Source organism: Nitrosomonas cryotolerans ATCC 49181, from assembly GCF_900143275.1.
GTDB classification, from domain to species: Bacteria; Pseudomonadota; Gammaproteobacteria; order Burkholderiales; family Nitrosomonadaceae; genus Nitrosomonas; species Nitrosomonas cryotolerans.
Genome location: NZ_FSRO01000001.1, coordinates 2,700,882 through 2,722,089, shown reverse-complemented (window position 1 = coordinate 2,722,089; position 21,208 = coordinate 2,700,882). Strand labels below are relative to the sequence as shown.

Below are 21,208 nucleotides of genomic sequence, written 5' to 3'. Positions count from 1 at the left end.
TTACCATTCGAATTGTTTTAGAAACTGTCTGAATGCAGGGTAACTGACCGTATTAAAGTCATAACGGGTAACGATTGTTTGTCGCGCTGCGTGGCGTATATGCTGATACTGTTCCGGGTCAGCCAGTATGCTGATAGCGCGGCTGGCCAGGGTAGACGGCTCTCCGAAGGGTGTTAGCAGACCATTCTCACCATCCATAATCACTTCCTGTACCGGTGGAGTAGCGGACGCGAGCACCAGACAGCCAGCAGACATAGCTTCCAGCATAGACCAGGAAAGGATGAAAGGATAGGTCATGTAAGTATGCAGGCGGGATACCTGCAATACCTTGAGGTAGTCATGGTAGGGGAGGCGCCCACTGAAATGAATGCGCGTCTGATCGACCTGGTCCGCGATTTCGTCGAGATAGCGCTGACGGTAGGTTTGGCCGGGCGCTGGCTGCTTGCCGTAACTGACCTGATCGCTGCCTACGATGATGACCTGACAATGCGGTCGTGCCTTAAGTATACGGGGCAATGCCCGCATGAAAACATGGAATCCGCGATAAGGTTCAAGGCCCCGGCTGACAAAGGTGAGTATTTCTTCTCCCGTCTGATGGATAGAGCCATCTGGTAGTGTAATTGTGGCCTTTGTGTCGGGTGCAACGGTGTTGGTATCAATGCCATCATGAATGATGTTGAGACGCATCTGATGATGTGCCGGAAAGCAACTGTGTTGCCAGGCCGTTGGGCAATAGCCGGCATCGCAGGATTCCAGGGCCAGTAGCTGGGTGGCATTGAGACTGTGGATACGAAAAATATCATCAAAATTCATCGGAAATTCGGGATCAAAGCCGACATCGGCCCCTCTGGTTCGATAGTAATACTCGAATAGTCCGATGACCGGGGTGCCGGGAAAAATATCCTTCAGATAAAAAGCATCACCCCAGCCCGGGTGTGCAATGATTAGATCCGGTTCGAGCCCCTGGCGTTTATGGGTGAGCAGTGTTTGCACCACTTGCTGTCCGCGTCTGACGGCTGATTCAAAACTGCGCGCATAAACGTGCGTATCATGACTGGCCGTGGTGGGTGACGGATAGGCAATGACCGGGATATCAGTTAAGGGAATGGTGTCTTTCATCCATTTTTCGTCACCAATACCGGATACCCGTATGCCCGGCTCACGCGCCAGTGCTGCGGCAAAATGGCGGAATTGTCCGGGAAAGTTAGGATGAACGAAAAGTATTTCCAAGCGCGTTCTCAATTTTATGATGTAGCCATGCCACCTGCGGCATTTGCTTGACGATTTGCCATCCTGCCGGGAGGAGCGTGTCTGATTGCGATTGGATACGTGGTGCCCAAAGAATATTTAACGTATGTGTCTGAGGTTTGCAGTCTACTCGCAATGACCTTTGATTGAGGCAAAGTGCGATGCACACATCGGCCACGCGGGTTGGACCGTCGGGCGCATCCAATGGGTCTTGCCAGACGACGGCCCCCTCAGATTTCAGCGACTGCTGCAATATATTGAGGTTGGTTTTGTGCTGATTGGGCGCCTTGGGCGGGATTAACAGTGCTATTCGCAGTGGTGGCTTGTGAGGATTAAAGAGAGGGCCCAGTGGTGATGCAGCGGTTGTCCGTGTAATGGGATTGGGGAGCGTGGGCGCAAGCTGCTTGATGATGGCCGTGTTGGCAGCAAAATAGCCATCAAAGTGCGGCCACCAGGGCATTCTGGCCCATAGTTTGGCCTGATCTCCAATCCAGGCGAGTATCAACAGGTCCGCCCGGCGGAATGTAGTCATCCCGATATCGTATTCAGGATGACCGACAATCAGACAATGGATATTGCGTAAGTGATACCAGCCGCGGCTGGGTGGGAGGAAGACGATACGGACTGTGGGATAGCAGCGCAGTATTTGTCTGGCGAGTTTGCTGGCACGAGCTCGCAGGGGAGTGGCCTCATGGCTTGTGATGACATCATCAATGATCAAACCGATGGTGAGCTGGTCGACTGTCAGGGGGTGGCTGGGGTCGATAAGACAGGCCCAATAATTACGTTTTAGCCATAATCCGGCATGCGTCTGCAAAACATCCGCATTGTTGACCAGACGATCAAAAATATCAGTCGCGCGTCCAGAGAGACGCGTATGGCCATGGCGGTGCAGTGCACTCAGATCATTCCGACAAATAATTTTCTTATTAAGCCGATGGCTGAATCGCAGGCAGAATTCAATATCCTCAAAGCCATAAAAATAGCTGGAATCAAATTGTCCTGCCTGGTAAAAATCATTTTTATGACACAACATGACGGCTGCAGTAACAGCTGGAACCACTTGAGGCGCGTATTCAGCCTCGCCTTGGTCTGGCGTAACCTCATAAGGCCAGTAAGCTGTTCCGGACAGTTTAAATCGTACGCCCAGATGCTGTACGGATGCCTGGCCTGGTAACTGCCCATTATCGGTTGATTTGAGCAATTTCAGGCCCAGCATACCAATTTCCGGATCGCTTTCCAATGTCTTGAGCATCGCGGGGAGCGCGTCTTGCAGCCAGACAATATCATTATTCATGAATAACAGAAACTGGCCACGTGCCTCTGATGCCGCGCGATTGCATGAAGCAGAGAAAGAATCGTTGTATGAGAGTGGGATGAGATGTATCGGCAACCGGGATTGCCAATATTTCAGCAGCTTCATGCTGCCGTCTGCAGAGGCGTGATCCACAATAATGAATTCAATCTCAGCCAGACTGTTATGTTTTTCCCAGCTCTCAAGCAAAGCACTCAGTGGTGCCTCACCATCGCGATTCAGAATAATGACCGAGACCTTAGGTGCGTGTGGTCGCGCGATTATTGTTGTCGCCCTGGGTTGTTTCGGCAGCGGGATGATTTCTTCCAGAGATAGATAAGCTCTGGGTATTTGTACGTGTTGCCTGCTGCCATGAAGCAGGTGATCTGATTCAGCGAATTCGACACTGATTTGGTGAGTCTCCCCGTTAAACAGGATTTCTGGTGGCGTTATATGAAAGCCGACGATGCCGAGCTGCTCCTCCGGTAATTTTAAATATTTTGCCACGTCAGGTCGGCGGCTATTGGGGCGAAAACGCTGCGCCAATTGACCGTCAATTTTTAAAATCAGCTCAACCGGATTCGCTGGCTGATGCATATCGAAAGCCCAGCCGTGAATGGCATGTTCTTCAAATTTCTCCAGAAATCCGATGAGTTTCTTGGGAGGCTGGCAGGGTGAACCATTTAATTCAATTTCGCCACAGTGAATGCGGAGTGGGATGGGTAGGTCTGCTCGGGAGATGCGGAAGGTTGCCAGATAATTATCAGGGCGTCCTGTTTCAGTCGGTACCGGAATGAGTGAAATCTGCTTAATGAATTGTCCTTGTTCATTACTCAGTGTCAGCTGCGGTAAAGGATGTGGTCGCTGACTGAAAGCGACCCAGCCCTGATAGGATTGTGCGGTGGCGGTAACCTGGCCATGACAATCACCATGACGAAAATCGAGTCGATTTTCCAGCAACCATGGCTGTTGTGGCACACTTGGCTTAGTGACCATTGTTTTTTGCTTGGGTTTGCAAAGTCGGATGATGAATTCATGTTGTGCACCGTCAAATACCCGGGCTGGCAAGGGGACAAGAAAGCCTCTGGCGGTATCGCTGAGCTGACCGAACGCTTTCTGGTAAATTTCCGGAATGGGGGATTCACAATCTATTTCGGTGAGTATGCTGCCATCTATAAAGATCGCTACCCGAATGTGTTTCTCGCCTGGAATGAAAGCACACCCTCGGAGCAGTTCATGATGAACCAGAATTGGCGAGAGATAAGGCGTTAAGGCTTGTTTTTGAATGCTTGTCATAAAAAAAGCCCGCGATTTTCCAGCGGGCTTTCTAAAGCGAATTAACTAGATTACAACGTAAACTTCACCATATCCGCAGTAATATCATCGGCTGTTACACCAACCAGCGTAATGGAAGCGTCATCTGAGAATTCGAAGGTAACATTGCCGTTCGATTCAACGACATTAGTAACATGTGGCAAGAGATCGTCTAAGGAATGCAGATCATCAAACTGGAAGGCCAGTTTATCGCTTTGATCAATCTGAACAGTGTAATGACCCAGTGCATTGAATCCGATAATGTCATCACCATCGCCACCGACCAGCGTATCATTGCCGCCACCACCAACCAGCGTATCATTACCGCTACCGCCAATGATATGTTGATCCCGGTTGTCACCATGCAGGTTGGCACCCGTATCGTCCACTACTTGAACGGTACCCTTACCTACCAGCATCGCACTTTCAATATTTTTGAGTTCCAGCGTTTTACCTGCTTCAATTTGATTCAGGAGTAATGCAAAAATCTCGTGATTGTCTACACCGCTGGCATCGAAAAGAATATTGCCGTTTTCGGAGGTGGAAACGTTAGTATCAAAATCTGTACTTGCGTTGGAAGTGCTGTTCAGGGACTCTCCATCGCTATCAGAAAACTCAACAACGCGAATAATGTGGTGTCAACGCCTTTGGCAGCAAATGCTTCGGTCAGGTTATTGATCGCCTTTTCCAGGCTACCACGCAGAGCAATAACGGCAGGATCGGTATCAGCACCTGGCAGCGACTGTTCAATTTGCTCGTTAATATAAGTCTTTACTTCTGCGGCTGTTGCAAGTTTGTTTAGACCTTCAAAGGCGATGCTGACACCGGCGGGTAACTTGACCGCCAGTTGCATCACGCCATCTTTAATTTCTGCGGCAACAGCTACAAGGCCTGAAACAACAGCACCTTGCGTCTCACCTTTGCTGCCTGTGCCGATAATTAACTTAGAACCACCACCTAAGTCTGTTAATTTTGCACTGCTCTCAACGGTGTCATGTAAAAATCGATCTAATAATGCTTTTGTTCCAGCGGTGAGTTCTTGACCGGAGCCACCCCCAAGTAATGATTCTGCTGCCATAAGTAAGAGTCCCTTTTTTTATTTCTGCGATCTAAAGCGGCGATTCTACGGCACCATTGGGAATAATACAAGTGGAATTAACGATGAAATTAACCCCGATTTAAATGCTTCGAATAATCTAAAATGTGCTGTGGTTCCTGATCGGAGTGGAAATACTGGATTCAGCATATCGATCTTTAATTTTCCCAATGGCTACAGGCCTGTAAACAGGTGGTTTTAAGAAGGAGAGGATTATGAGTACTTCGTGCGGAGAAAGCGGGTTATATATGTTCTGCCTGGCCTTGTGTGAATAATTGAGTAGCCGGTCATGGTTACCATTGTCATTGCTATGGCAGTATGAGCTTGTCTCTTTTACGGGATTGCGTCAAATACAGGCGCTGTAATAAAAACGGGTAAAATAATAGTTATAACAATACAGTCAATCAGACTGGATGAGGGGTATCCTCATTTCCATTTTCATGATGACGAAATTATAGAAGGAGGCAGAGAGAGTGCACGCCATGAAACCAGCGGTCGATATCGAATCTATTGTTTCTATTGCGATAAGCGCGGGTAAAATCATTCTTGATATCTACCAGCAGGATAGTTTTGAAAAACACATAAAATTAGACAATAGTCCGCTGACAGCAGCGGATATAGCTTCACATCATTTGATCACGCAGCAGCTGCAGAAACTGACTCCGACGATTCCTGTTTTATCGGAAGAGTCGCTGACGATTGCCTGGGATGTGCGCCGGCAATGGTGTCGTTACTGGTTGATTGATCCATTGGACGGAACGAAGGAATTCATGAAGCGCAATGGTGAATTTACGGTCAATATTGCGTTGATTGATAATCATGAACCCGTTTTGGGTGTGGTTCACGCGCCGGTTCTTGATGTGACCTGGATGGGTGAACAAGGGCAGCCTGCCAGAAAGCAACAAGCTGGTGAGCAGTATGAAATAGGAGTAAAGCAACATAAGGCGGGTGAACCCTGGATAGTGACTGGGAGTCGGACGCATGCGGGTGATAGCTTGCAGGCTTTTCTGGCAGATCTTGGAGAATATGAGCTGATTTCGATAGGCAGTTCCATTAAGCTTTGTCTGGTAGCGGAAGGTAAGGCAGATCTTTATCCGAGACTAGGTCCGACATCCGAATGGGATACCGCAGCAGCGCATGCTGTGGTGAATGCGGCAGGTGGCGAAGTTATTATTGTCGAAAATGGTCAGCCACTGTTATATAACACTAAAGATTCACTGATTAATCCGCATTTCCTGGTGCAGTCTGTTTCGAGCGGTCGTGCTTAAGTATGAATTCTTCTCAATTAAAATCAGTATAGCAATGGACATCTATAAAATGAAAAGTAGTGACACCGTCTGGCACCATGCCAGCGTTACCCGGGAGCGAAGGGAGTTGCAAAATCAGCATAAAAGTGTTGTGCTGTGGTTTACCGGTTTATCCGGATCAGGCAAGTCTACGCTGTCCCACGCTGTGGAAGAGGCATTGCATCAACGGGGATGCCGTACTTTTGTACTCGATGGAGATAATGTGCGTCATGGTCTGTGTAGCGATCTGGGCTTTCAGTCGACGGATCGTCAGGAGAATATCCGTCGCGTGGGTGAGGCGGCTAAATTATTTGTAGAAGCGGGTGTGATTACACTGACTGCTTTTATTTCTCCTTTTATTGCGGATAGAAGCCGGGTACGGAGCATGTTTCCTCATGGGCATTTTCTGGAAATATTCTGTCATTGCTCACTCGAAGTGTGTGAACAGCGTGATGTCAAAGGACTTTATCAGCGTGCGCGCGCAGGTGAAATCAAGCAGTTTACGGGTATCAGTTCTCCCTATGAGCCCCCGGAGAAGCCAGAGCTGGTCGTGGAAACGGATAAAGTACCCATCGATGAAGCGGTGGAACGCGTCACCACATTACTTGAAAGCCGCGGCATTGTATAAGTGGACGCATTGATTTTGATTTATATAAGGAGACTTTTGCAAAACCCCAATGATTAAAAAATTAACCTTTTATAATCAATAGCAGAAAACTTCTGGCGAGGGCTTTTGCAAAAGTCTCATAAGATTTTAGTTTGGCAGGGCAGATAGCATTTTGCTTCTGATCCTGGGTTTCGGATCATTTGTTATTCTGTTGAGTCAGTCGTCTCGAAAATGCCTGTCAATTTATTCGATGCGGCGGTGAGCGCTTGATCGAAACCGGCCGGCTGCGGAGAACGGGTACCTTCATGAATATGTTAACAAAGAGCGCGTTATACATAGTCGCTACGCCAATAGGCAATTTAAACGATATCAGTTTGCGTGCACTGGATGTGCTGGCGAATGTGGATGTGGTGGCAGCTGAGCACGTTCATACTTCGGGTCATTTGTTGGCCCATCATTCAATAACCACTCGCAGAATTACCTTGCACCAGCATAATGAAACGGTAATGGCAGAAAAAATTGCAACATTACTGGCGGCTGGGAAAACAGTGGCGCTGATTTCGGATGCGGGAACGCCGGGCGTTTCCGATCCGGGTGCGAAACTGGTTGATCTGATACGCCAGCAAGGTTATCCCGTGATTCCGATTCCAGGTGCGAATGCGGCATTATGTGCTTTGTCAGCATCAGGGATTGTCAATCCTCAATTTCTATTTTATGGTTTCTTACCAACTAAGACAGGTGCACGCAGAAACATATTAGCGACACTGAAGTGTTATACCTGTACGCTGATATTTTATGAAGCCCCGCACCGTATCCTTGATTGTATGGCCGATTTGATACTGGTTTTTGGTGCAGATCGCAAAATCACCATTGCAAGAGAGCTGACCAAACTATTTGAGACGATTCATGTGAGTACTTTAGGTGATGCATTGGCCTGGCTGAAAACGGATGCTAATCAGCAAAAAGGGGAGTTTGTTTTATTGCTATCCGGTGCTGCCGTTCAGGACAAATCGATGGTCAGCGAGCAGGCCCAACAGATACTGAAACGGCTGTTGGCTGATCTGCCATTGAAACAGGCCGTTCAGCTGGCTGCGGATATTACTGGTGAGAACAGGAAGGTGCTATACAAACTGGCGTTGTCGCAGCAAGAATCTGGCGTGGTATAACTGTCGGATGGGTAACCAAGCGCGGCGCTACTGACTGAATTATCATTGAATCTGGAGTGTGATAGGATGCTGTTTATCGCATTGATAACCTCTTATTTATTTTGAATACTTTAATTCTTACACGCCCGGATGATTGGCATTTGCATGTGCGGGATAATGAGCAGCTGCACGCAGTCGTACCTGATTCTGCCCGCCAGTTTGCACGTGCCATTATTATGCCTAACCTGAAGCCACCCATTGTGACGACTGAAATGGCGCGGGCATATCGTGCACGGATACTGGCCGCACTACCCGTTGCAATGCGGGCACGGTTTGAACCCTTAATGACACTGTATTTGACTGATAACACACCTCCCTCGGAAATTATTCGAGCTAAAGAGAGTGGTATTGTTCATGGAGTAAAATATTATCCGGCAGGTGCGACGACCCATTCTGATGCCGGTGTTACTGATATTGAAAAATGTTATCTCGTGCTGGAAGCCATGGAACGAGTGGGTTTGCCGTTACTGGTGCATGGCGAAGTTGTGGATTCGGAAGTGGATGTATTCGATAGGGAAAGTATTTTTATCGATCGTATTTTGTTTCCACTCACGCGGCATTTCCCGCAATTAAGAATCGTATTGGAGCATATCACGACGTGTCATGCGGTTGCGTTTGTCAAAGAAGCCAGCCGTTATATTGCCGCCAGCATAACTGCCCATCATTTGCTGCTTAACCGTAATGCACTATTCTATGGTGGCATTCATCCGCACCATTTTTGCTTGCCCGTATTGAAGCGTGAAACACACCGGCTGGGTTTGGTTGAGGCCGCGATCAGCGGTAATCCAAAATTTTTTCTGGGTACGGATAGTGCGCCACATGCCCAGTCCGATAAGGAGGCGGCCTGTGGCTGCGCCGGCATTTATACGGCCCATGCAGCTATTGAATTCTACGCAGAAGCTTTTGAACGAGCGAATGCCCTGGAAAAACTGGAAGCATTTGCCAGCTTCCATGGCGCGGATTTCTACCAACTACCACGTAATCAGGATACGATCACGCTTAAAAAGGAAAGCTGGATCATGCCTGCACAGCTTGAATTTGCAGGAAGAAATCTGATTCCGTTGCGGGCAGGAGAAAGCCTGGCCTGGAAAATGGTTGAATGAGGTATTTGCTGTTCCAGTGTCGTTAGGCCGCATTCGACCGATATCTGGCCATTGTTGAGGAATCGTCTATTGTTGGCCAGCTGGACGGCTTTGAAGCGTCGAGTCCTGTGTTCCGATGTAATACCCTCCAGGCTGAGCTGTACTCCGAACACCATGGAATACACCTTCTTAGGCATACGATGAAGCGACATGAACTGCGTAATTCCATATCGCCATCAGGTTTTATCCGGGTGATCGATACTGACTATCTGAAGTCGGTATTAATGATTACGGGTTATTGCAAAGGTGGCCAATTGGAGTAAAGATGTTTTGTAGTCAGAATCTGGTAATGACGCAATGGCGGCGGATGCGGTGTCAGCTTCAGCCTGGGCACATTGTCTAGCATAGTCAAGTGCATTCGTTTGTTGAATGACTTGCAGCACCGACTGGAGCTCATCTTGCCCACCTTCTTCAATTGCCTTGCGTATGATGCTGATCTGTGCCGGTGTCCCGGCTCTCATGGCATAAATGAGGGGCAGTGTCGGCTTTCCTTCAGCTAAATCATCCCCCAGATTTTTGCCGGTTTCCTGATAATCGCCGGAATAGTCCAGCATGTCGTCAATTAATTGAAATGCGGTGCCCAAATGCATGCCGTAGATCGCGAGGGCTCTTTCTTCTTCTTCTGCCGCATTGCCAAGAATGGCTCCCAGCCGACTGGCGGCTTCAAACAATTTGGCGGTTTTGAAGCGAATGACGCGGAGATAATTATCTTCTTCAACATCCGGGTCACGACAATTGAGCATTTGTAGGACCTCACCTTCGGCAATCGTGTTGGTCGCATCGGCCAGTACCTGCATGACCCGCATGTTGTCGACTTCCACCATCATCTGAAATGCACGGGAATAGAGGAAATCACCAACTAATACACTGGCTGCATTGCCAAACAACGCGTTGGCTGTTTCCTTGTTACGCCGGAGTTCGGATTCATCGACGACATCGTCATGCAAGAGCGTTGCTGTATGAATAAATTCTATGACGGCGGCGAGATTGTAGTGATATTTTCCAGTATAGCCAAAGGCGCCGGCAGATAGAATGACAAGTGCGGGTCGCAGACGTTTCCCCCCACTATTGATAATATATTCACTGACCTGGCGAATGAGTGCGACATGAGAGTGCAGTTTTTCCCGAATGACACTGTCCACCACATTCATGTCTGGTGCGATAAAGCTTCTGATAGATTCGATTGACACAATTTTACCTTGAAGAAAACGCTATGTTAGGAATGTCAGCGCCAAAGTGTCAAGTATGAAGCGATAATCAATTTAATTTTCTCCGCACAAAAGATATCTGATTATGTATAATTCCCTGTTCTGTAAAAGAGATGTATGGAGTCAAATATGTATGCGGTAATAAAGACCGGTGGTAAGCAATATCGCATTGAAGTTGGCGAGAAACTGAAGATAGAGCAGCTTAAGGCTGAAGACGGCAGTGAACTCGTGATTGATCAGGTGCTGATGATTGCTGATGGTGAAAAGGTTTCAATGGGTGCGCCGCTTGTCGACGGCGCTACAGTTCGTGCAACGGTGCTGGGGCAGGGACGACATGACAAGATTCGTATTTTTAAAATGCGTCGTCGTAAACATTACCAGAAGCACCAGGGGCATCGACAGAATTACACCGAAATTCAGATTACCGGTATTTCGGCATAAGGAGTAATTGAAATGGCACATAAAAAAGCAGGCGGCAGTTCAAGAAACGGCCGTGATTCGCATTCCAAACGGTTAGGTGTAAAACGTTTTGGTGGCGAGCTGGTTTCAGCCGGCAGCATCATTATTCGCCAGCGTGGTACACAGGTTCATCCTGGCACGAATGTGGGAATGGGTAAAGATCATACTTTGTTCGCCAAAGTTACAGGAAAAGTAGATTTCTGTGTCAAGGGCGAACACAAACGCAAGATGGCAAATATCATTCCTGTATGAAGGTATAAGGGTATTTTTAAAATTCCGGAAAATTCGGTTTTTGCAAAAAGCCCCGTCGGCTGCGATGGGGTTTTTTTGTTTGTGGTATCGAGTTTTAACAGAAGACAAACCGATGAAGTTTATTGATGAAGCGACTATTCAGGTATTCGCGGGTAAAGGCGGTGATGGTGCGGCCAGTTTTCGTCGCGAAAAATTTGTTCCGAGAGGTGGGCCGGACGGGGGTGATGGTGGACGCGGCGGCAGTATTTATGCGATAGCGGATCGTAATATTAATACACTGATTGATTATCGCTTTGCGCGTATATATCGAACAAAGAACGGTCAGAATGGGCGTGGCTCGGATTGTTATGGTAAAGGCTCCGATGATATTGTTTTGCGCATGCCTGTGGGTACGTTAATCACCAATATTCATACGGGTGAGATTGTGGCCGACTTGATTCATCATCAGCAAAAAGCTTTATTGGCTCAGGGCGGTACAGGCGGGCTGGGTAATCTGCACTTTAAATCCAGCACCAATCGCGCTCCCCGCCAATTTACTCACGGTGAGCCGGGGCAGGAATCTGAATTAAAGCTGGAATTAAAAGTATTGGCGGATGTCGGTTTACTGGGTATGCCTAATGCCGGTAAATCAACTCTTATTCGTGCAGTCTCTGCAGCACGTCCAAAGGTGGCAGACTATCCATTCACCACATTACATCCCCATCTGGGTGTAGTGCGGGTAGATCAGAATCGCAGTTTCGTCATTGCTGACATACCGGGTTTGATCGAAGGGGCAGCTGAAGGCATCGGGTTGGGTCATCGCTTTCTGAAACATTTAACGCGTACCCGGTTACTCCTTCATGTCATTGACATGATGCCATTGGATGAAAAGGCAGATCCTGTACACGATGTCCAGGCACTGGTAAAAGAGCTGCAAAAATATGACACATCACTCTATCAGAAGCCTCGTTGGCTTGTGTTGAATAAGGTTGATCTGTTGCCCGAGGATGAGCGTGCAGCGATTTGTAATCAGCTCATTCACAATCTTGGATGGGAAGGTCGATATTTTGCGCTTTCTGCATTAAGCGGTGCTGGTTGTAAGGTATTAACTTACGCTATTATGGAATATCTGGAACAAAATGTGATCGAAGCAAATAATGAGTCTAATGATAGATAATTTATGCAATCCATATTAAAACAAGCACAGCGCATTGTAATTAAGATTGGCAGCAGTCTGGTGACTAACCAGGGCAAGGGGTTGGATCATGTAGCGCTGGCCTGCTGGGTAGCGCAGATTGCGCATTTGAAGGAAATGGGCAAAGAGGTGGTTCTGGTTTCCTCTGGCGCTATCGCAGAAGGCATGCAGCGATTGAACTGGGAAAAACGACCGACTGCCTTATATGAATTACAGGCAGCCGCTGCGGTTGGGCAGATGGGCCTGGCACAGGCTTATGCATCTAGTTTTTGTCAGCATAAACTCCAGACGGCCCAAGTATTACTGACTCACGAAGACCTGTCTAATCGTACCCGCTATCTCAACGCACGTTCCACACTCACAACCTTACTCAAGCTGAATATTATTCCGATCATTAATGAAAATGATACGGTCGCGATTGAAGCAATTCGCTTTGGTGATAACGATACGCTGGCTGCGCTGGTCACCAATCTGATTGAAGCGGATGCATTGGTGATTCTGACTGATCAGTTGGGTTTATTCACCAGTGATCCGCGTAAGAATCGAGATGCAAAACTGTTAAGTGAAGTGAGCGCAGGCGACCCTGCAATTGAAGAAATGGCGGGTGGTATCGGAAGCAGTATCGGGCGAGGAGGGATGCAGACGAAAGTCATGGCGGCAAAACGAGCCGCCCGCAGTGGTGCGGACACGATTATCGCTTCGGGGCATGAAGATAATGTGCTGGTTCGTCTGGCTGAAGGCGAACCGATTGGTACCCGATTATTGGCAAAAATACCTGTATTGGCAGCACGTAAGCAGTGGCTGGCAGATTATTTACAGGTGCGCGGTGAAGTGACACTGGACAAAGGGGCTGTCAAGGCGCTTAGCAAACATGGTAAAAGCTTATTGCCCATTGGCGTCACAAAGATCAGTGGGGATTTTGAGCGAGGAGAGGCAGTGGCCTGTCTTGATCCGACTGGTAAGGAAATTGCACGCGGGCTGATTAATTACAATGCGATAGAAACTCAAAAGATTCTGAGACGACCCAGTAGTGAAATTGCAGCAATTCTGGGCTATGAGGATGAATCGGAGTTAATTCATCGCAATAATCTGGTATTGCTCTGAAATACGGGTGGGCGATTTTTTCTGACCCGACCCGATGACCATTTTCCGGTGCTAGCATTCTGATCTTGGCCATTCGTTCTTCGGCCTGAGTCATACTTTTCTCCTGTTTCAAGGTAGAGAAAATTAGTTGATGATCGACTGGACAATCGCGATCACAGGTGCTGTTACGACTGATTCGCCAACTCAGCTGGATACGCCTGATCTACGCTGCCGCGCATTGCTCAAGGCGATGAATTGGGGGAAATAGACATATCAAAAAAATAGATTCCCCACTAAAACGTACTGTATTGAAAATGAAACGGGCTGTAAAGAACATGTAGGCTGGCCGGAAGTAGCCGCAGAGTGCACCCGGTTTTCTCAAGTATGTGTGTGGCTGTGAAAACAAAGTTTCCAGTATGCCTGTGCAGCAATCTTTCCGTCACCTGCAAGCGGCATTCGGTAATTTTTTTGCCAAACGAACTAAATGCCCGTCATTCAAGCGCAAGCATGGCAAGCAATCGGCTGAATACACGTCCAGCGCTTTCAAGTGGGACGGTAAATCTCTGAAGTTGGCAAAGATGGAAGATCCACTGAATATCAGATGGTCTCGCATCCTTCCTAGGGCAGTAAAACTAACCACTGAAACGGCCTCTAAAGACTCAGCGGGTCGATACCACGTTTCCATGCTTTGCGACGATTCCGTTGTGTTAAAGCCAAAGGTTAGCGCTAAAGTCGGTATTGACTTAGGATTAACGCACTTCGCTATTCTTTCTACAGGTGAGAAGTGAAGTGGCCTCCTTTAACTAGACAACCTGAAGATAAATTAAGCTCTAACATGGCTGGTTAATCAAGCTCAGGCAGCTTGAGGAATTGCATACTTCTGATAGTAAACTTCATCTGGTGTTAGATTATCAAGACTTTGATGAAAACGTTCTTGATTGTACCAGTTGAACCAAACATTTAAACTTTTTCTTACCTCCTTTAGGTTATTGAATTCCTGGGTATATAAATGTTCGTATTTGACTGTACGCCATAGTCGTTCAACAAAAATATTGTCATAGTAGCAGCCCTTGCCATCCATGCTGATCTGTATACCATTGGTTTTTAGTATTGATGTAAATGCCTCGCTGGTAAACTGCACACCCTGATCACTATTCATGATTTTCGGACAGCCATGATCCTGGATGGCAGCTTCCAAAGCCTGGACACAGAAATCAGCGTCCAGTGTGTTGGATAAGCGCCAGCTCAGTACTTTACGCGAATGCCAGTCCATAATAGCAACAAGATAGCCAAAACCTTTTTCCATCGGTACGTAAGTGATATCAGTCGCCCAAACTTGGTTGGGGCGACTAATGGCCTTATCTTTGAGCAGATAAGGATATTTCTTGTGCTGCTTGGCCGGAATACTAGTTTTGGGCTTTGGTGCTGTGCTAATAATGCCCAGCATCTTCATCATTGAAGTGGCTTTCTTGCGGCCTATCATCATCCTCTGGCGCCTGAACCACGTGGCATAACTACGTGAACCATACTGTGGTGTTTTCAAATACTGCTCATCCATTTGACGCAACAAGATTAACTCACTCCCATCTGTGGGTTGTGGCTGATAATAATACGACGAGCGTGCAACACCCAGTAAATGGCATTGACGCGATTGACTTAGTTTCTCGTGGTGCTCGATCATTGTTTTGCGCTCAGCAACACTTAATGATCGAGCTTTCTGGCTAAAAAATCGCGTTCCACCGTCAATTGCCCAATCACGCGATGTAAATCGTCGGCACTATGACCATTCTAAGACCTTTGCACAACTCCCCCGTCAGCGCGATAACCGACTAAAATAGTGACAAGCAGAAGACATTTGGAGCAAGAGATGCAGATAAGTTTTGGAACACTGGAATTGGCACAGCGATTGAGACGAGACAGTGTGCTAATGAAGATTGATGTCCTGATTGACTGGCAGGAGTTACGTTCGAAGCTTACAGGTTTATACAAGCGCGAGTTATCGCATGGTGGAGGACGGGAACCATTTGATAGGTTAATGATGTTCAAGGCGATCCTGCTGGGACAGTGGCATAGTTTGTCGGATGCTGCGTTGGAGCAAGCACTGTATGTTCGGATTGATTTTCTACAATTTTGTGGTTTGTCCTTGTCGGATGCGATACCGGACGAAACCACCCTGTGTCGGTTTCGCAACCGATTGGTGTCCGGCGATCGGTTAGACGATCTGCTAGCCTCGATCAATGAACAGCTTCAATCACACGGATTGATGATCAAAGGCGCAATGGGAGCGGTAATTGATGCCACGCTGATTGAGTCAGCGGCACGCCCCAAAAAGGTTATCCTGCTTGAGGTGGATGCCGAAGGTAAGGCTGTTCAATTTGAGGATGGCAGCCAACCGGGAATCACTTTTATTGAAGAACAAAGCGCGGATCCGGATGCGACCTGGCTAAAAAAAGGCAAGAAGTCGCAATTTGGCTATCGCAGTTACCTGGTAGTGGATTCGCAAGACGGCTATGTGCGCGGAGTTCACACTGCCCCTGCCAACCAGAGCGAAATGATACATTTCGAAGCAGCTATCGAGGGTGCGCACATCGAGGCAAATCGGGTATATGCCGACAAAGGATCAGCCAGCAACGCCAATCGGCAGTTTCTAAAAAATCACAAAATCAAGAGCGCAATCATGCATCGTGCGTACAAGAACAAACCACTCTCGGCACGCCAGAAGCTGGCGAATAAATTGATCAGCAAAAAACGCTATATTGTTGAACAGTGTTTCGGCACGGCCAAACGTCTATTCGGGATGGGACGCGCCAGTTACTTCGGCACGGCGAAAGTCAACGCCCAAGTTATGCTGAAAAGCATCTGCATGAATTTAAAAAAAGCTGCCAACAAAATTTTCGTGGACAAGCCACCAAGGGGAGTAGTCCGTCTAAATGCCACATAAAGGGAGAAAACTTCCTTTAAAAGGAAGAAAAGCTTCACTTTCTGCCAAAATAACACGCATAACAAATGTCATTTGGACATTTCTCCCATTATCACAGCAAATTTACGCGGTTGTGCAGAGGTCTTATTCTTATTATTGGCGTCACTATTCTTGCCAAACAAATCACTGGCTTTTTCAATCAAATGACGTTTCCAGCTATTAATCTGCGTAGGATGGATATGATAACGAGCGGCTAGTTGTGGTACCGTTTCTTCTCCACGTATTGCTGCCAAGGCTATTTTGGCTTTGAATTCTGTTGAATATTGCATACGTTTCTTGCTCATGATTATGTCTCTCTATTTATTTCATATCAGAGCTTAACAATTTGTCCAGTTTTGCGGTACCACTTCAAAGATTGCGCTTCCTAACACACTACGAAAGAATGAAACCAAGCTTGCTAAGCTGCAAGGCAAGCGATCTAAAAAGCGCAAAGAGTCGGTCAACAGACGAAAGGCCAGACTACATGCAAGCATTGCTGATGCTCGTAAAGACTTTCTACATAAATTCTCAACGCGGCAGCGAACGAAAACCAAGTATCAATCCATGATCGAGACATCAACGCAGCGCGTAATGTTTTGGCCGTTGGACTGGCGGTGTCAGTCCTTGGAGAATCTGTAAGTCCTGTTTGCATTTAAGTGCATCCGGGTTGGATTCGTTGAATTGGGAATCCTCTTCGTTTACGGAGGGGGGCAGTTAATTCATCAATAAACTGATATTTATCATCTCAACTTCCGGAAAACCCCGGTCTTAAGGCCGGGGATGGATAGGGAGTCAGCTTCGCTGATACTAAAGCCTGTTTTCTCACCTATTTCTGTTACAGTGTATTAATGGAAATTAAGCGCGCATACAAATTCAGGTTTTACCCAACTTTTGAGCAAGAAACTATTCTGGCTCAAACATTCGGGTGTGCTCGGTTTGTCTATAATCGCATGTTGCGCGTTCGTTCTGATGCTTGGTATACCGAGAAAAAAAGAATCGGGTATCATGCTACCTCCTCTTTGTTGACCGAGTTAAAAAAAGAGCCTGAATTTGAATGGCTGAACAAAGTTTCCAGTGTTCCTGTGCAGCAATCTCTCCGCCACCTGCAAACGGCATTTGGTAATTTCTTTGCCAAACGAGCCAAATACCCGTCATTCAAAAGCAAGCATGAGAAGCAATCGGCTGAATACACGTCCAGCGCCTTCAAGTGGGACGGTAAGTCTCTGAAACTGGCGAAGATGAAAGATCCACTGAATATCAGATGGTCGCGCACCCTTCCTAAGGCAACAAAACTAACGATTGCAACAGTCTCTAAAGACTCAGCGGGTCGATACCATGTTTCTATGCTTTGCGACGACTCTGTTGCGCGAAAGCCAAGGGTTAGCGGCAAAGTCGGCATTGACTTAGGATTAACGCACTTCGCTATTCTTTCTACGGGCGAGAAGATTGCGTCTCCTAACACGCTACGAAAGAATGAAACCAGGCTTGCTAAGCTGCAACGCAAGCTATCTAAAAAGCGCAAAGGGTCGGCCAATAGACAAAAAGCCAGACTGAAAGTAGCGCGACTACATGCAGGAATTGCTGATGCTCGTAAAGACTTTCTACATAAACTCTCAACACGGCTAGTGAACGAAAACCAAGTGATAGCTGTAGAGTCTTTAGCTGTTAGCAATATGAAGAAAAATCGTTGCCTCGCAAAATCAATTTCCGATGCAGGATGGGGTGAATTTGTGCGGCAATTAGAATACAAGTCGCTGTGGTACGGGCGAGAGCTTGTAGGTATTGACCGATGGTATCCAAGCAGCAAACGCTGCTCGGGATGTGGGCATACCGTAAACAAGATGCCTTTGAATGTGCGTGAATGGACTTGTCCGGAATGCGGATCAATCCATGATCGAGACATCAACGCAGCGCGTAATGTTTTGGCCGCTGGACTGGCGGTGTCAGCCCTTGGAGAATCTATAAGTCCTGTTTGCATTTAGGTGCGTCCGGGTTGGATTCGTTGAATTGGAAATCCCCTTCGTTTACGGAGGGGAGCAGTCAAGCCCCATTAATTGGAACTTAGCTTCCCGCCACTTGCCACAAAAAGAGGGAAAAGAAAAGCGATTGGTCTGGTGGTTGTTATTTTTGTGTTTTCACTGGATGCTGATTGATAGGAGAAGCTGGCATGGTTCATCTACTGAAATCAGACTCATTATTCACGCCTGTTCAGCACTGTAGATCTTTTTCTAAACAGACAGTGCATGAGGGAAACCGGTTACAGCGAATTCAGCAGATAACGACTTCTCGACTAGCATGTGTGACGGGAGCTTTAAAGTCGATGCGAAGGCAGGGAAACAGGTGCTCGCTGGTTTTATTATGGCTGTTAATGTTATGTTTTACTGGTTCCGGGTGGACAATGGGATTGGCGCTGGAAAAAACAGTATGTGGTATCAGGGAACCTGTTATTTTCTGGTTCTGGAGCAGCCTGGCGGGTGCGCCGAGACCGGCGCGCATAGCGAATCTTTCTAACGCTGAGTCTATTTCCGTTTCAACTACGGATGGTCGAATGCTGCAAGGGTATCGGCTGAGAGCTACGTCGTCCGAACGTGATCCGGGCACCGGTGCGAAAGGTTATTTGTTGGTGGCACAAGGCAATGCGATGCTGGCTGATCAGGTACTGAGCAGTTTTACAGAATTTTCTCAAGCCGGTATTGATGTTTATATTTTTGATTATCGCGGTTATGGCAGATCAGAGGGAAAACCCAGATTTAAAGCCATTGTGAATGACTACCAGGCGGTTATAGCCTACCTGGATTCAAAACACTATTCAACCCGTCTTTTTTATGGGATGTCTTTTGGCGGCATTGTATTGTTGAATGCATTAAATGGCACGACAGAGGATAGCGCGATAGTGATCGATTCGACACCCAGTCGATTATCAGATTACGGTTGCCCGCAAACGTACGATCCGGTTGAAAATTTACCGGAAGATGCCTCAAATCTATTATTGATCACTGGCCTGATAGACGCTGTTGTTAAACCGGTGCGGTCAGAGGAATTGGTTGAGTTAGCTAGGGCTCGAGGAGCAGCTGTTATGATCGATCCTGAAATGGCGCATCCGTTTATGGATCAGAACAGGTCAGTACATACCCGGCGCATCAGGGCCGTCAAGTCATTTCTATTAAAAGAGGCCATGGCTGATTAATTCGCCCTCGGTAGTTGAATAGCCTGTCGTGGTCGACATCAAGGGAAATGCCAGGATGGATAGGGATATGATGAACCACCGTCAATTTCTGACTATGGGCCTCAGTGGATTGACTGGCACAATGCCTGGTCTCTGGTTATATGATACCTGGGCCCGCAAACGTGGTGCTAACTTACAACATACGGATACGATGAATCAGATCCAACCCCATTCTGATAAAGAGCCAGATAATCTGGTTTTGTTTTTGTGCGGTGATGTGATGACAGGCCGTGGTATCGATCAGATTTTGGCTCACCCCAATAAGCCAGTATTACATGAATCCTATATGATCAGCACCCTGAGTTACGTTGCATTGGCGGAAAGTGTGAGTGGTTCTATCCCGAGGTCAGTGGACCTCGCTTATATCTGGGGAGATGCCATCGCTGAGTTTGACCGAGTCAGGCCTGATTTGAAAATCATCAATCTGGAAACTGCTGTCACGCAAAGTGATGATTACTGGCTGGATAAAGGGATACATTATCGCATGTATCCTTGTAATTTACCGTGTATTGCAGCTGCTGGCACTGGCTTGTTTTATGCTGATTCGCAGCAACCATGGCTATGATGGCAACATGTTGATGTACCTTGAAGGTGATTCGATTGTACACTGGCTACACGCCAGCAAGTATCCGCCCAGTCTGGCCTATATCCTGTTGGAGCTGGGTTTGATGGCAATCATACTGGCCGCACTGATACGGTTGGAATCAGTCGTCAATGTATGCCGGAACGGGCCTGTTCTCGTTTATGGACAAACCGCGCTTTTTTTCTATCTGGCTCATTTTGGCGTGCTGACTGTGCTGAGTCTGGTTCTGAATCCTGACGGTCTGGGACAGACATATCTGACGACTTTGCTTGTGCTGATTATTTTTTATCCTGTCTGTCGTATTTATCCTACACTTAAATGGCATTATTCGCGAAGTATGCTGCGTTTTATGTGAAATGACGTTATTGACGAAATAGCGCTAATAGAATGATGGAACAGATATGCCCATCCATAAAAAAACCAGAATGATCATGGTGATCCCCACACCAATCGTACCGATGATCATGCCAACTAACATAGTAAGCCCATCCTTATTGAGTAGTCCGAGCGACATAATGAGTATTCCCCAGCCTGGTAGAAAATTGGTCAAAGGAAATGGGACGGCAATCGAGACCGCAAATACAAAGGAAAAAATACCGATAACTCTTTCCCACATATGTGCACCGATATAAGTGAGTCGTGGTTGCATGCGGGCTTCAATTTTACGTAGCCATGGATTTGCCTTGACGACCAGCTTCTCAAGATTGGTGTGCTTGATTTGTTTTCTTTCTATCCAGGCGGGTAACCATGGCGAACCCATACCAAAGATCATTTGTACCGAGAAAATGAAGAGTGGTATGGAAAAAAAGGTAGTATAGCCTGGCGGAACAGGTATCGGGAGACAGAGTGGTAAAGCGGCGATCGCCATTAAAATACCAAATCCACGTTCATGCAGTGCATTCTTGATTTCACCTACTGTCATACTTTCTTGTGTGTTGACTGCGACGACTATTTCGAGCAAGTCAGAAGTGGTATGCTCATTATTCTTCATTTGTTACTTCCTTATTTCCGTATCAATATCATTTATCAATTGGTATCCTCTTCTTCATGAATGAAGAGGTTCCTACTGCGT

At 47.1% G+C, this 21,208-nt stretch carries 23 protein-coding genes; 14 read left to right on the top strand and 9 right to left on the bottom strand.

The genetic code is table 11. The features are described 5' to 3' along the window. From BUQ89_RS12155 to BUQ89_RS12140, 4 genes are all read right to left on the bottom strand, one after another. On the bottom strand, positions 1-1,230 hold the full coding sequence (locus tag BUQ89_RS12155; RefSeq protein ID WP_028461362.1) for a glycosyltransferase family 4 protein: 1,230 nt from the start codon (positions 1,228-1,230) through the stop codon (positions 1-3). Then, complete coding sequence (locus tag BUQ89_RS12150) at positions 1,205-3,838, bottom strand: glycosyltransferase family 2 protein (RefSeq protein WP_028461361.1); 2,634 nt, start codon at positions 3,836-3,838, stop codon at positions 1,205-1,207. The genes BUQ89_RS12155 and BUQ89_RS12150 overlap by 26 nt, the downstream gene beginning before the upstream one ends. 50 nt (positions 3,839-3,888) lie before the next feature. Beyond that, positions 3,889-4,275 (bottom strand): calcium-binding protein, encoded by a 387-nt coding sequence (locus BUQ89_RS12145; RefSeq protein WP_036572943.1) that lies wholly within the window; start codon positions 4,273-4,275, stop codon positions 3,889-3,891. A gap of 167 nt (positions 4,276-4,442) precedes the next feature. Beyond that, positions 4,443-4,934, bottom strand: a complete 492-nt coding sequence (locus BUQ89_RS12140) for a hypothetical protein (RefSeq protein ID WP_028461360.1) — start codon at positions 4,932-4,934, stop codon at positions 4,443-4,445. Between the two features lie 500 nt (positions 4,935-5,434). On the opposite strand from BUQ89_RS12140, the gene cysQ reads away from it, so the two are divergent. The 4 genes from cysQ to pyrC all read left to right on the top strand — a co-directional run bounded on the left by cysQ (position 5,435) and on the right by pyrC (position 9,153). Then, positions 5,435-6,220, top strand: a complete 786-nt coding sequence (gene cysQ, locus BUQ89_RS12135) for a 3'(2'),5'-bisphosphate nucleotidase CysQ (protein ID WP_028461359.1) — start codon at positions 5,435-5,437, stop codon at positions 6,218-6,220. Positions 6,221-6,269: 49 nt separating this feature from the next. Continuing rightward, positions 6,270-6,866, top strand: a complete 597-nt coding sequence (cysC, locus tag BUQ89_RS12130) for an adenylyl-sulfate kinase (protein WP_036572953.1) — start codon at positions 6,270-6,272, stop codon at positions 6,864-6,866. Positions 6,867-7,156: 290 nt separating this feature from the next. Next, positions 7,157-8,011, top strand: a complete 855-nt coding sequence (gene rsmI / locus BUQ89_RS12125; protein WP_028461357.1) for a 16S rRNA (cytidine(1402)-2'-O)-methyltransferase — start codon at positions 7,157-7,159, stop codon at positions 8,009-8,011. 101 nt (positions 8,012-8,112) lie between these two features. Beyond that, positions 8,113-9,153 carry a dihydroorotase gene (gene pyrC, locus BUQ89_RS12120; RefSeq protein WP_028461356.1) on the top strand — a complete coding sequence of 347 codons (1,041 nt, stop codon included), beginning with the start codon at positions 8,113-8,115 and terminating at the stop codon, positions 9,151-9,153. Positions 9,154-9,413: 260 nt separating this feature from the next. On the opposite strand, the gene ispB is transcribed toward pyrC, so the two are convergent. Further along, complete coding sequence (ispB, locus tag BUQ89_RS12115; protein WP_028461355.1) at positions 9,414-10,382, bottom strand: octaprenyl diphosphate synthase; 969 nt, start codon at positions 10,380-10,382, stop codon at positions 9,414-9,416. 147 nt (positions 10,383-10,529) lie between these two features. Here ispB and rplU point away from each other — a divergent pair, with 147 nt between their 5' ends. The 5 genes from rplU to BUQ89_RS12090 all read left to right on the top strand — a co-directional run bounded on the left by rplU (position 10,530) and on the right by BUQ89_RS12090 (position 14,156). Then, positions 10,530-10,841 (top strand): 50S ribosomal protein L21, encoded by a 312-nt coding sequence (rplU, locus tag BUQ89_RS12110; protein ID WP_028461354.1) that lies wholly within the window; start codon positions 10,530-10,532, stop codon positions 10,839-10,841. A gap of 12 nt (positions 10,842-10,853) precedes the next feature. Beyond that, a complete protein-coding gene (rpmA, locus tag BUQ89_RS12105; protein ID WP_028461353.1) occupies positions 10,854-11,111 on the top strand; it encodes a 50S ribosomal protein L27 in 258 nt (85 codons plus the stop codon). Between the two features lie 112 nt (positions 11,112-11,223). Further along, positions 11,224-12,267: an Obg family GTPase CgtA gene (gene cgtA / locus BUQ89_RS12100; protein WP_028461352.1), complete on the top strand. Its 1,044-nt coding sequence runs from the start codon at positions 11,224-11,226 to the stop codon at positions 12,265-12,267. Positions 12,268-12,270: 3 nt separating this feature from the next. Then, on the top strand, positions 12,271-13,389 hold the full coding sequence (gene proB / locus BUQ89_RS12095; protein WP_028461351.1) for a glutamate 5-kinase: 1,119 nt from the start codon (positions 12,271-12,273) through the stop codon (positions 13,387-13,389). A 401-nt stretch (positions 13,390-13,790) separates the two neighbouring features. Next, complete coding sequence (locus tag BUQ89_RS12090; protein ID WP_218612811.1) at positions 13,791-14,156, top strand: hypothetical protein; 366 nt, start codon at positions 13,791-13,793, stop codon at positions 14,154-14,156. Positions 14,157-14,221: 65 nt separating this feature from the next. Here the strand turns inward: BUQ89_RS12090 and BUQ89_RS12085 are convergent, their stop codons facing one another. Beyond that, complete coding sequence (locus tag BUQ89_RS12085) at positions 14,222-15,115, bottom strand: IS3 family transposase (protein WP_281250626.1); 894 nt, start codon at positions 15,113-15,115, stop codon at positions 14,222-14,224. Between the two features lie 120 nt (positions 15,116-15,235). On the opposite strand from BUQ89_RS12085, the gene BUQ89_RS12080 reads away from it, so the two are divergent. Beyond that, a complete protein-coding gene (locus tag BUQ89_RS12080) occupies positions 15,236-16,309 on the top strand; it encodes an IS5 family transposase (protein WP_083399491.1) in 1,074 nt (357 codons plus the stop codon). A gap of 68 nt (positions 16,310-16,377) precedes the next feature. Here the strand turns inward: BUQ89_RS12080 and BUQ89_RS12075 are convergent, their stop codons facing one another. Both BUQ89_RS12075 and BUQ89_RS13755 read right to left on the bottom strand, forming a co-directional pair. After that, positions 16,378-16,632: a helix-turn-helix domain-containing protein gene (locus tag BUQ89_RS12075; RefSeq protein WP_028460791.1), complete on the bottom strand. Its 255-nt coding sequence runs from the start codon at positions 16,630-16,632 to the stop codon at positions 16,378-16,380. 155 nt (positions 16,633-16,787) lie between these two features. After that, positions 16,788-16,979, bottom strand: a complete 192-nt coding sequence (locus tag BUQ89_RS13755; protein WP_178377646.1) for a hypothetical protein — start codon at positions 16,977-16,979, stop codon at positions 16,788-16,790. Between the two features lie 196 nt (positions 16,980-17,175). Here BUQ89_RS13755 and tnpB point away from each other — a divergent pair, with 196 nt between their 5' ends. The 4 genes from tnpB to BUQ89_RS12050 all read left to right on the top strand — a co-directional run bounded on the left by tnpB (position 17,176) and on the right by BUQ89_RS12050 (position 20,491). Next, entirely contained in the window at positions 17,176-18,309 is a 1,134-nt protein-coding gene (gene tnpB / locus BUQ89_RS12070; protein WP_074202452.1) for an IS200/IS605 family element RNA-guided endonuclease TnpB, read from the top strand. A 386-nt stretch (positions 18,310-18,695) separates the two neighbouring features. Next, entirely contained in the window at positions 18,696-19,514 is an 819-nt protein-coding gene (locus BUQ89_RS13315; protein ID WP_177183570.1) for an alpha/beta hydrolase family protein, read from the top strand. A 67-nt stretch (positions 19,515-19,581) separates the two neighbouring features. After that, entirely contained in the window at positions 19,582-20,118 is a 537-nt protein-coding gene (locus BUQ89_RS12055) for a CapA family protein (protein WP_051537497.1), read from the top strand. Then, positions 20,090-20,491 carry a hypothetical protein gene (locus BUQ89_RS12050; RefSeq protein WP_028460795.1) on the top strand — a complete coding sequence of 134 codons (402 nt, stop codon included), beginning with the start codon at positions 20,090-20,092 and terminating at the stop codon, positions 20,489-20,491. Before BUQ89_RS12055 ends, BUQ89_RS12050 begins: the two co-directional genes overlap by 29 nt. 24 nt (positions 20,492-20,515) lie before the next feature. Here BUQ89_RS12050 and BUQ89_RS12045 read toward each other — a convergent pair whose 3' ends face one another. After that, entirely contained in the window at positions 20,516-21,127 is a 612-nt protein-coding gene (locus tag BUQ89_RS12045) for an exopolysaccharide biosynthesis protein (RefSeq protein ID WP_028460796.1), read from the bottom strand. Positions 21,128-21,208 lie beyond the last annotated feature (81 nt).

Coding starts and splice junctions, on each gene's coding strand:
- BUQ89_RS12150 (WP_028461361.1), bottom strand. CDS start 3,838: ATGACAAGCATTCAAAAACAAGCCTTAACGCCTTATCTCTCGCCAATT.
- BUQ89_RS12145 (WP_036572943.1), bottom strand. CDS start 4,275: ATGCTGGTAGGTAAGGGTACCGTTCAAGTAGTGGACGATACGGGTGCC.
- BUQ89_RS12140 (WP_028461360.1), bottom strand. CDS start 4,934: ATGGCAGCAGAATCATTACTTGGGGGTGGCTCCGGTCAAGAACTCACC.
- cysQ (WP_028461359.1), top strand. CDS start 5,435: ATGAAACCAGCGGTCGATATCGAATCTATTGTTTCTATTGCGATAAGC.
- cysC (WP_036572953.1), top strand. CDS start 6,270: ATGAAAAGTAGTGACACCGTCTGGCACCATGCCAGCGTTACCCGGGAG.
- rsmI (WP_028461357.1), top strand. CDS start 7,157: ATGTTAACAAAGAGCGCGTTATACATAGTCGCTACGCCAATAGGCAAT.
- rplU (WP_028461354.1), top strand. CDS start 10,530: ATGTATGCGGTAATAAAGACCGGTGGTAAGCAATATCGCATTGAAGTT.
- rpmA (WP_028461353.1), top strand. CDS start 10,854: ATGGCACATAAAAAAGCAGGCGGCAGTTCAAGAAACGGCCGTGATTCG.
- cgtA (WP_028461352.1), top strand. CDS start 11,224: ATGAAGTTTATTGATGAAGCGACTATTCAGGTATTCGCGGGTAAAGGC.
- proB (WP_028461351.1), top strand. CDS start 12,271: ATGCAATCCATATTAAAACAAGCACAGCGCATTGTAATTAAGATTGGC.
- BUQ89_RS12080 (WP_083399491.1), top strand. CDS start 15,236: ATGCAGATAAGTTTTGGAACACTGGAATTGGCACAGCGATTGAGACGA.
- BUQ89_RS12075 (WP_028460791.1), bottom strand. CDS start 16,632: ATGAGCAAGAAACGTATGCAATATTCAACAGAATTCAAAGCCAAAATA.
- BUQ89_RS13755 (WP_178377646.1), bottom strand. CDS start 16,979: ATGCAAACAGGACTTACAGATTCTCCAAGGACTGACACCGCCAGTCCA.
- tnpB (WP_074202452.1), top strand. CDS start 17,176: ATGGAAATTAAGCGCGCATACAAATTCAGGTTTTACCCAACTTTTGAG.
- BUQ89_RS13315 (WP_177183570.1), top strand. CDS start 18,696: ATGTTATGTTTTACTGGTTCCGGGTGGACAATGGGATTGGCGCTGGAA.
- BUQ89_RS12055 (WP_051537497.1), top strand. CDS start 19,582: ATGATGAACCACCGTCAATTTCTGACTATGGGCCTCAGTGGATTGACT.
- BUQ89_RS12050 (WP_028460795.1), top strand. CDS start 20,090: ATGCTGATTCGCAGCAACCATGGCTATGATGGCAACATGTTGATGTAC.
- BUQ89_RS12045 (WP_028460796.1), bottom strand. CDS start 21,127: ATGAAGAATAATGAGCATACCACTTCTGACTTGCTCGAAATAGTCGTC.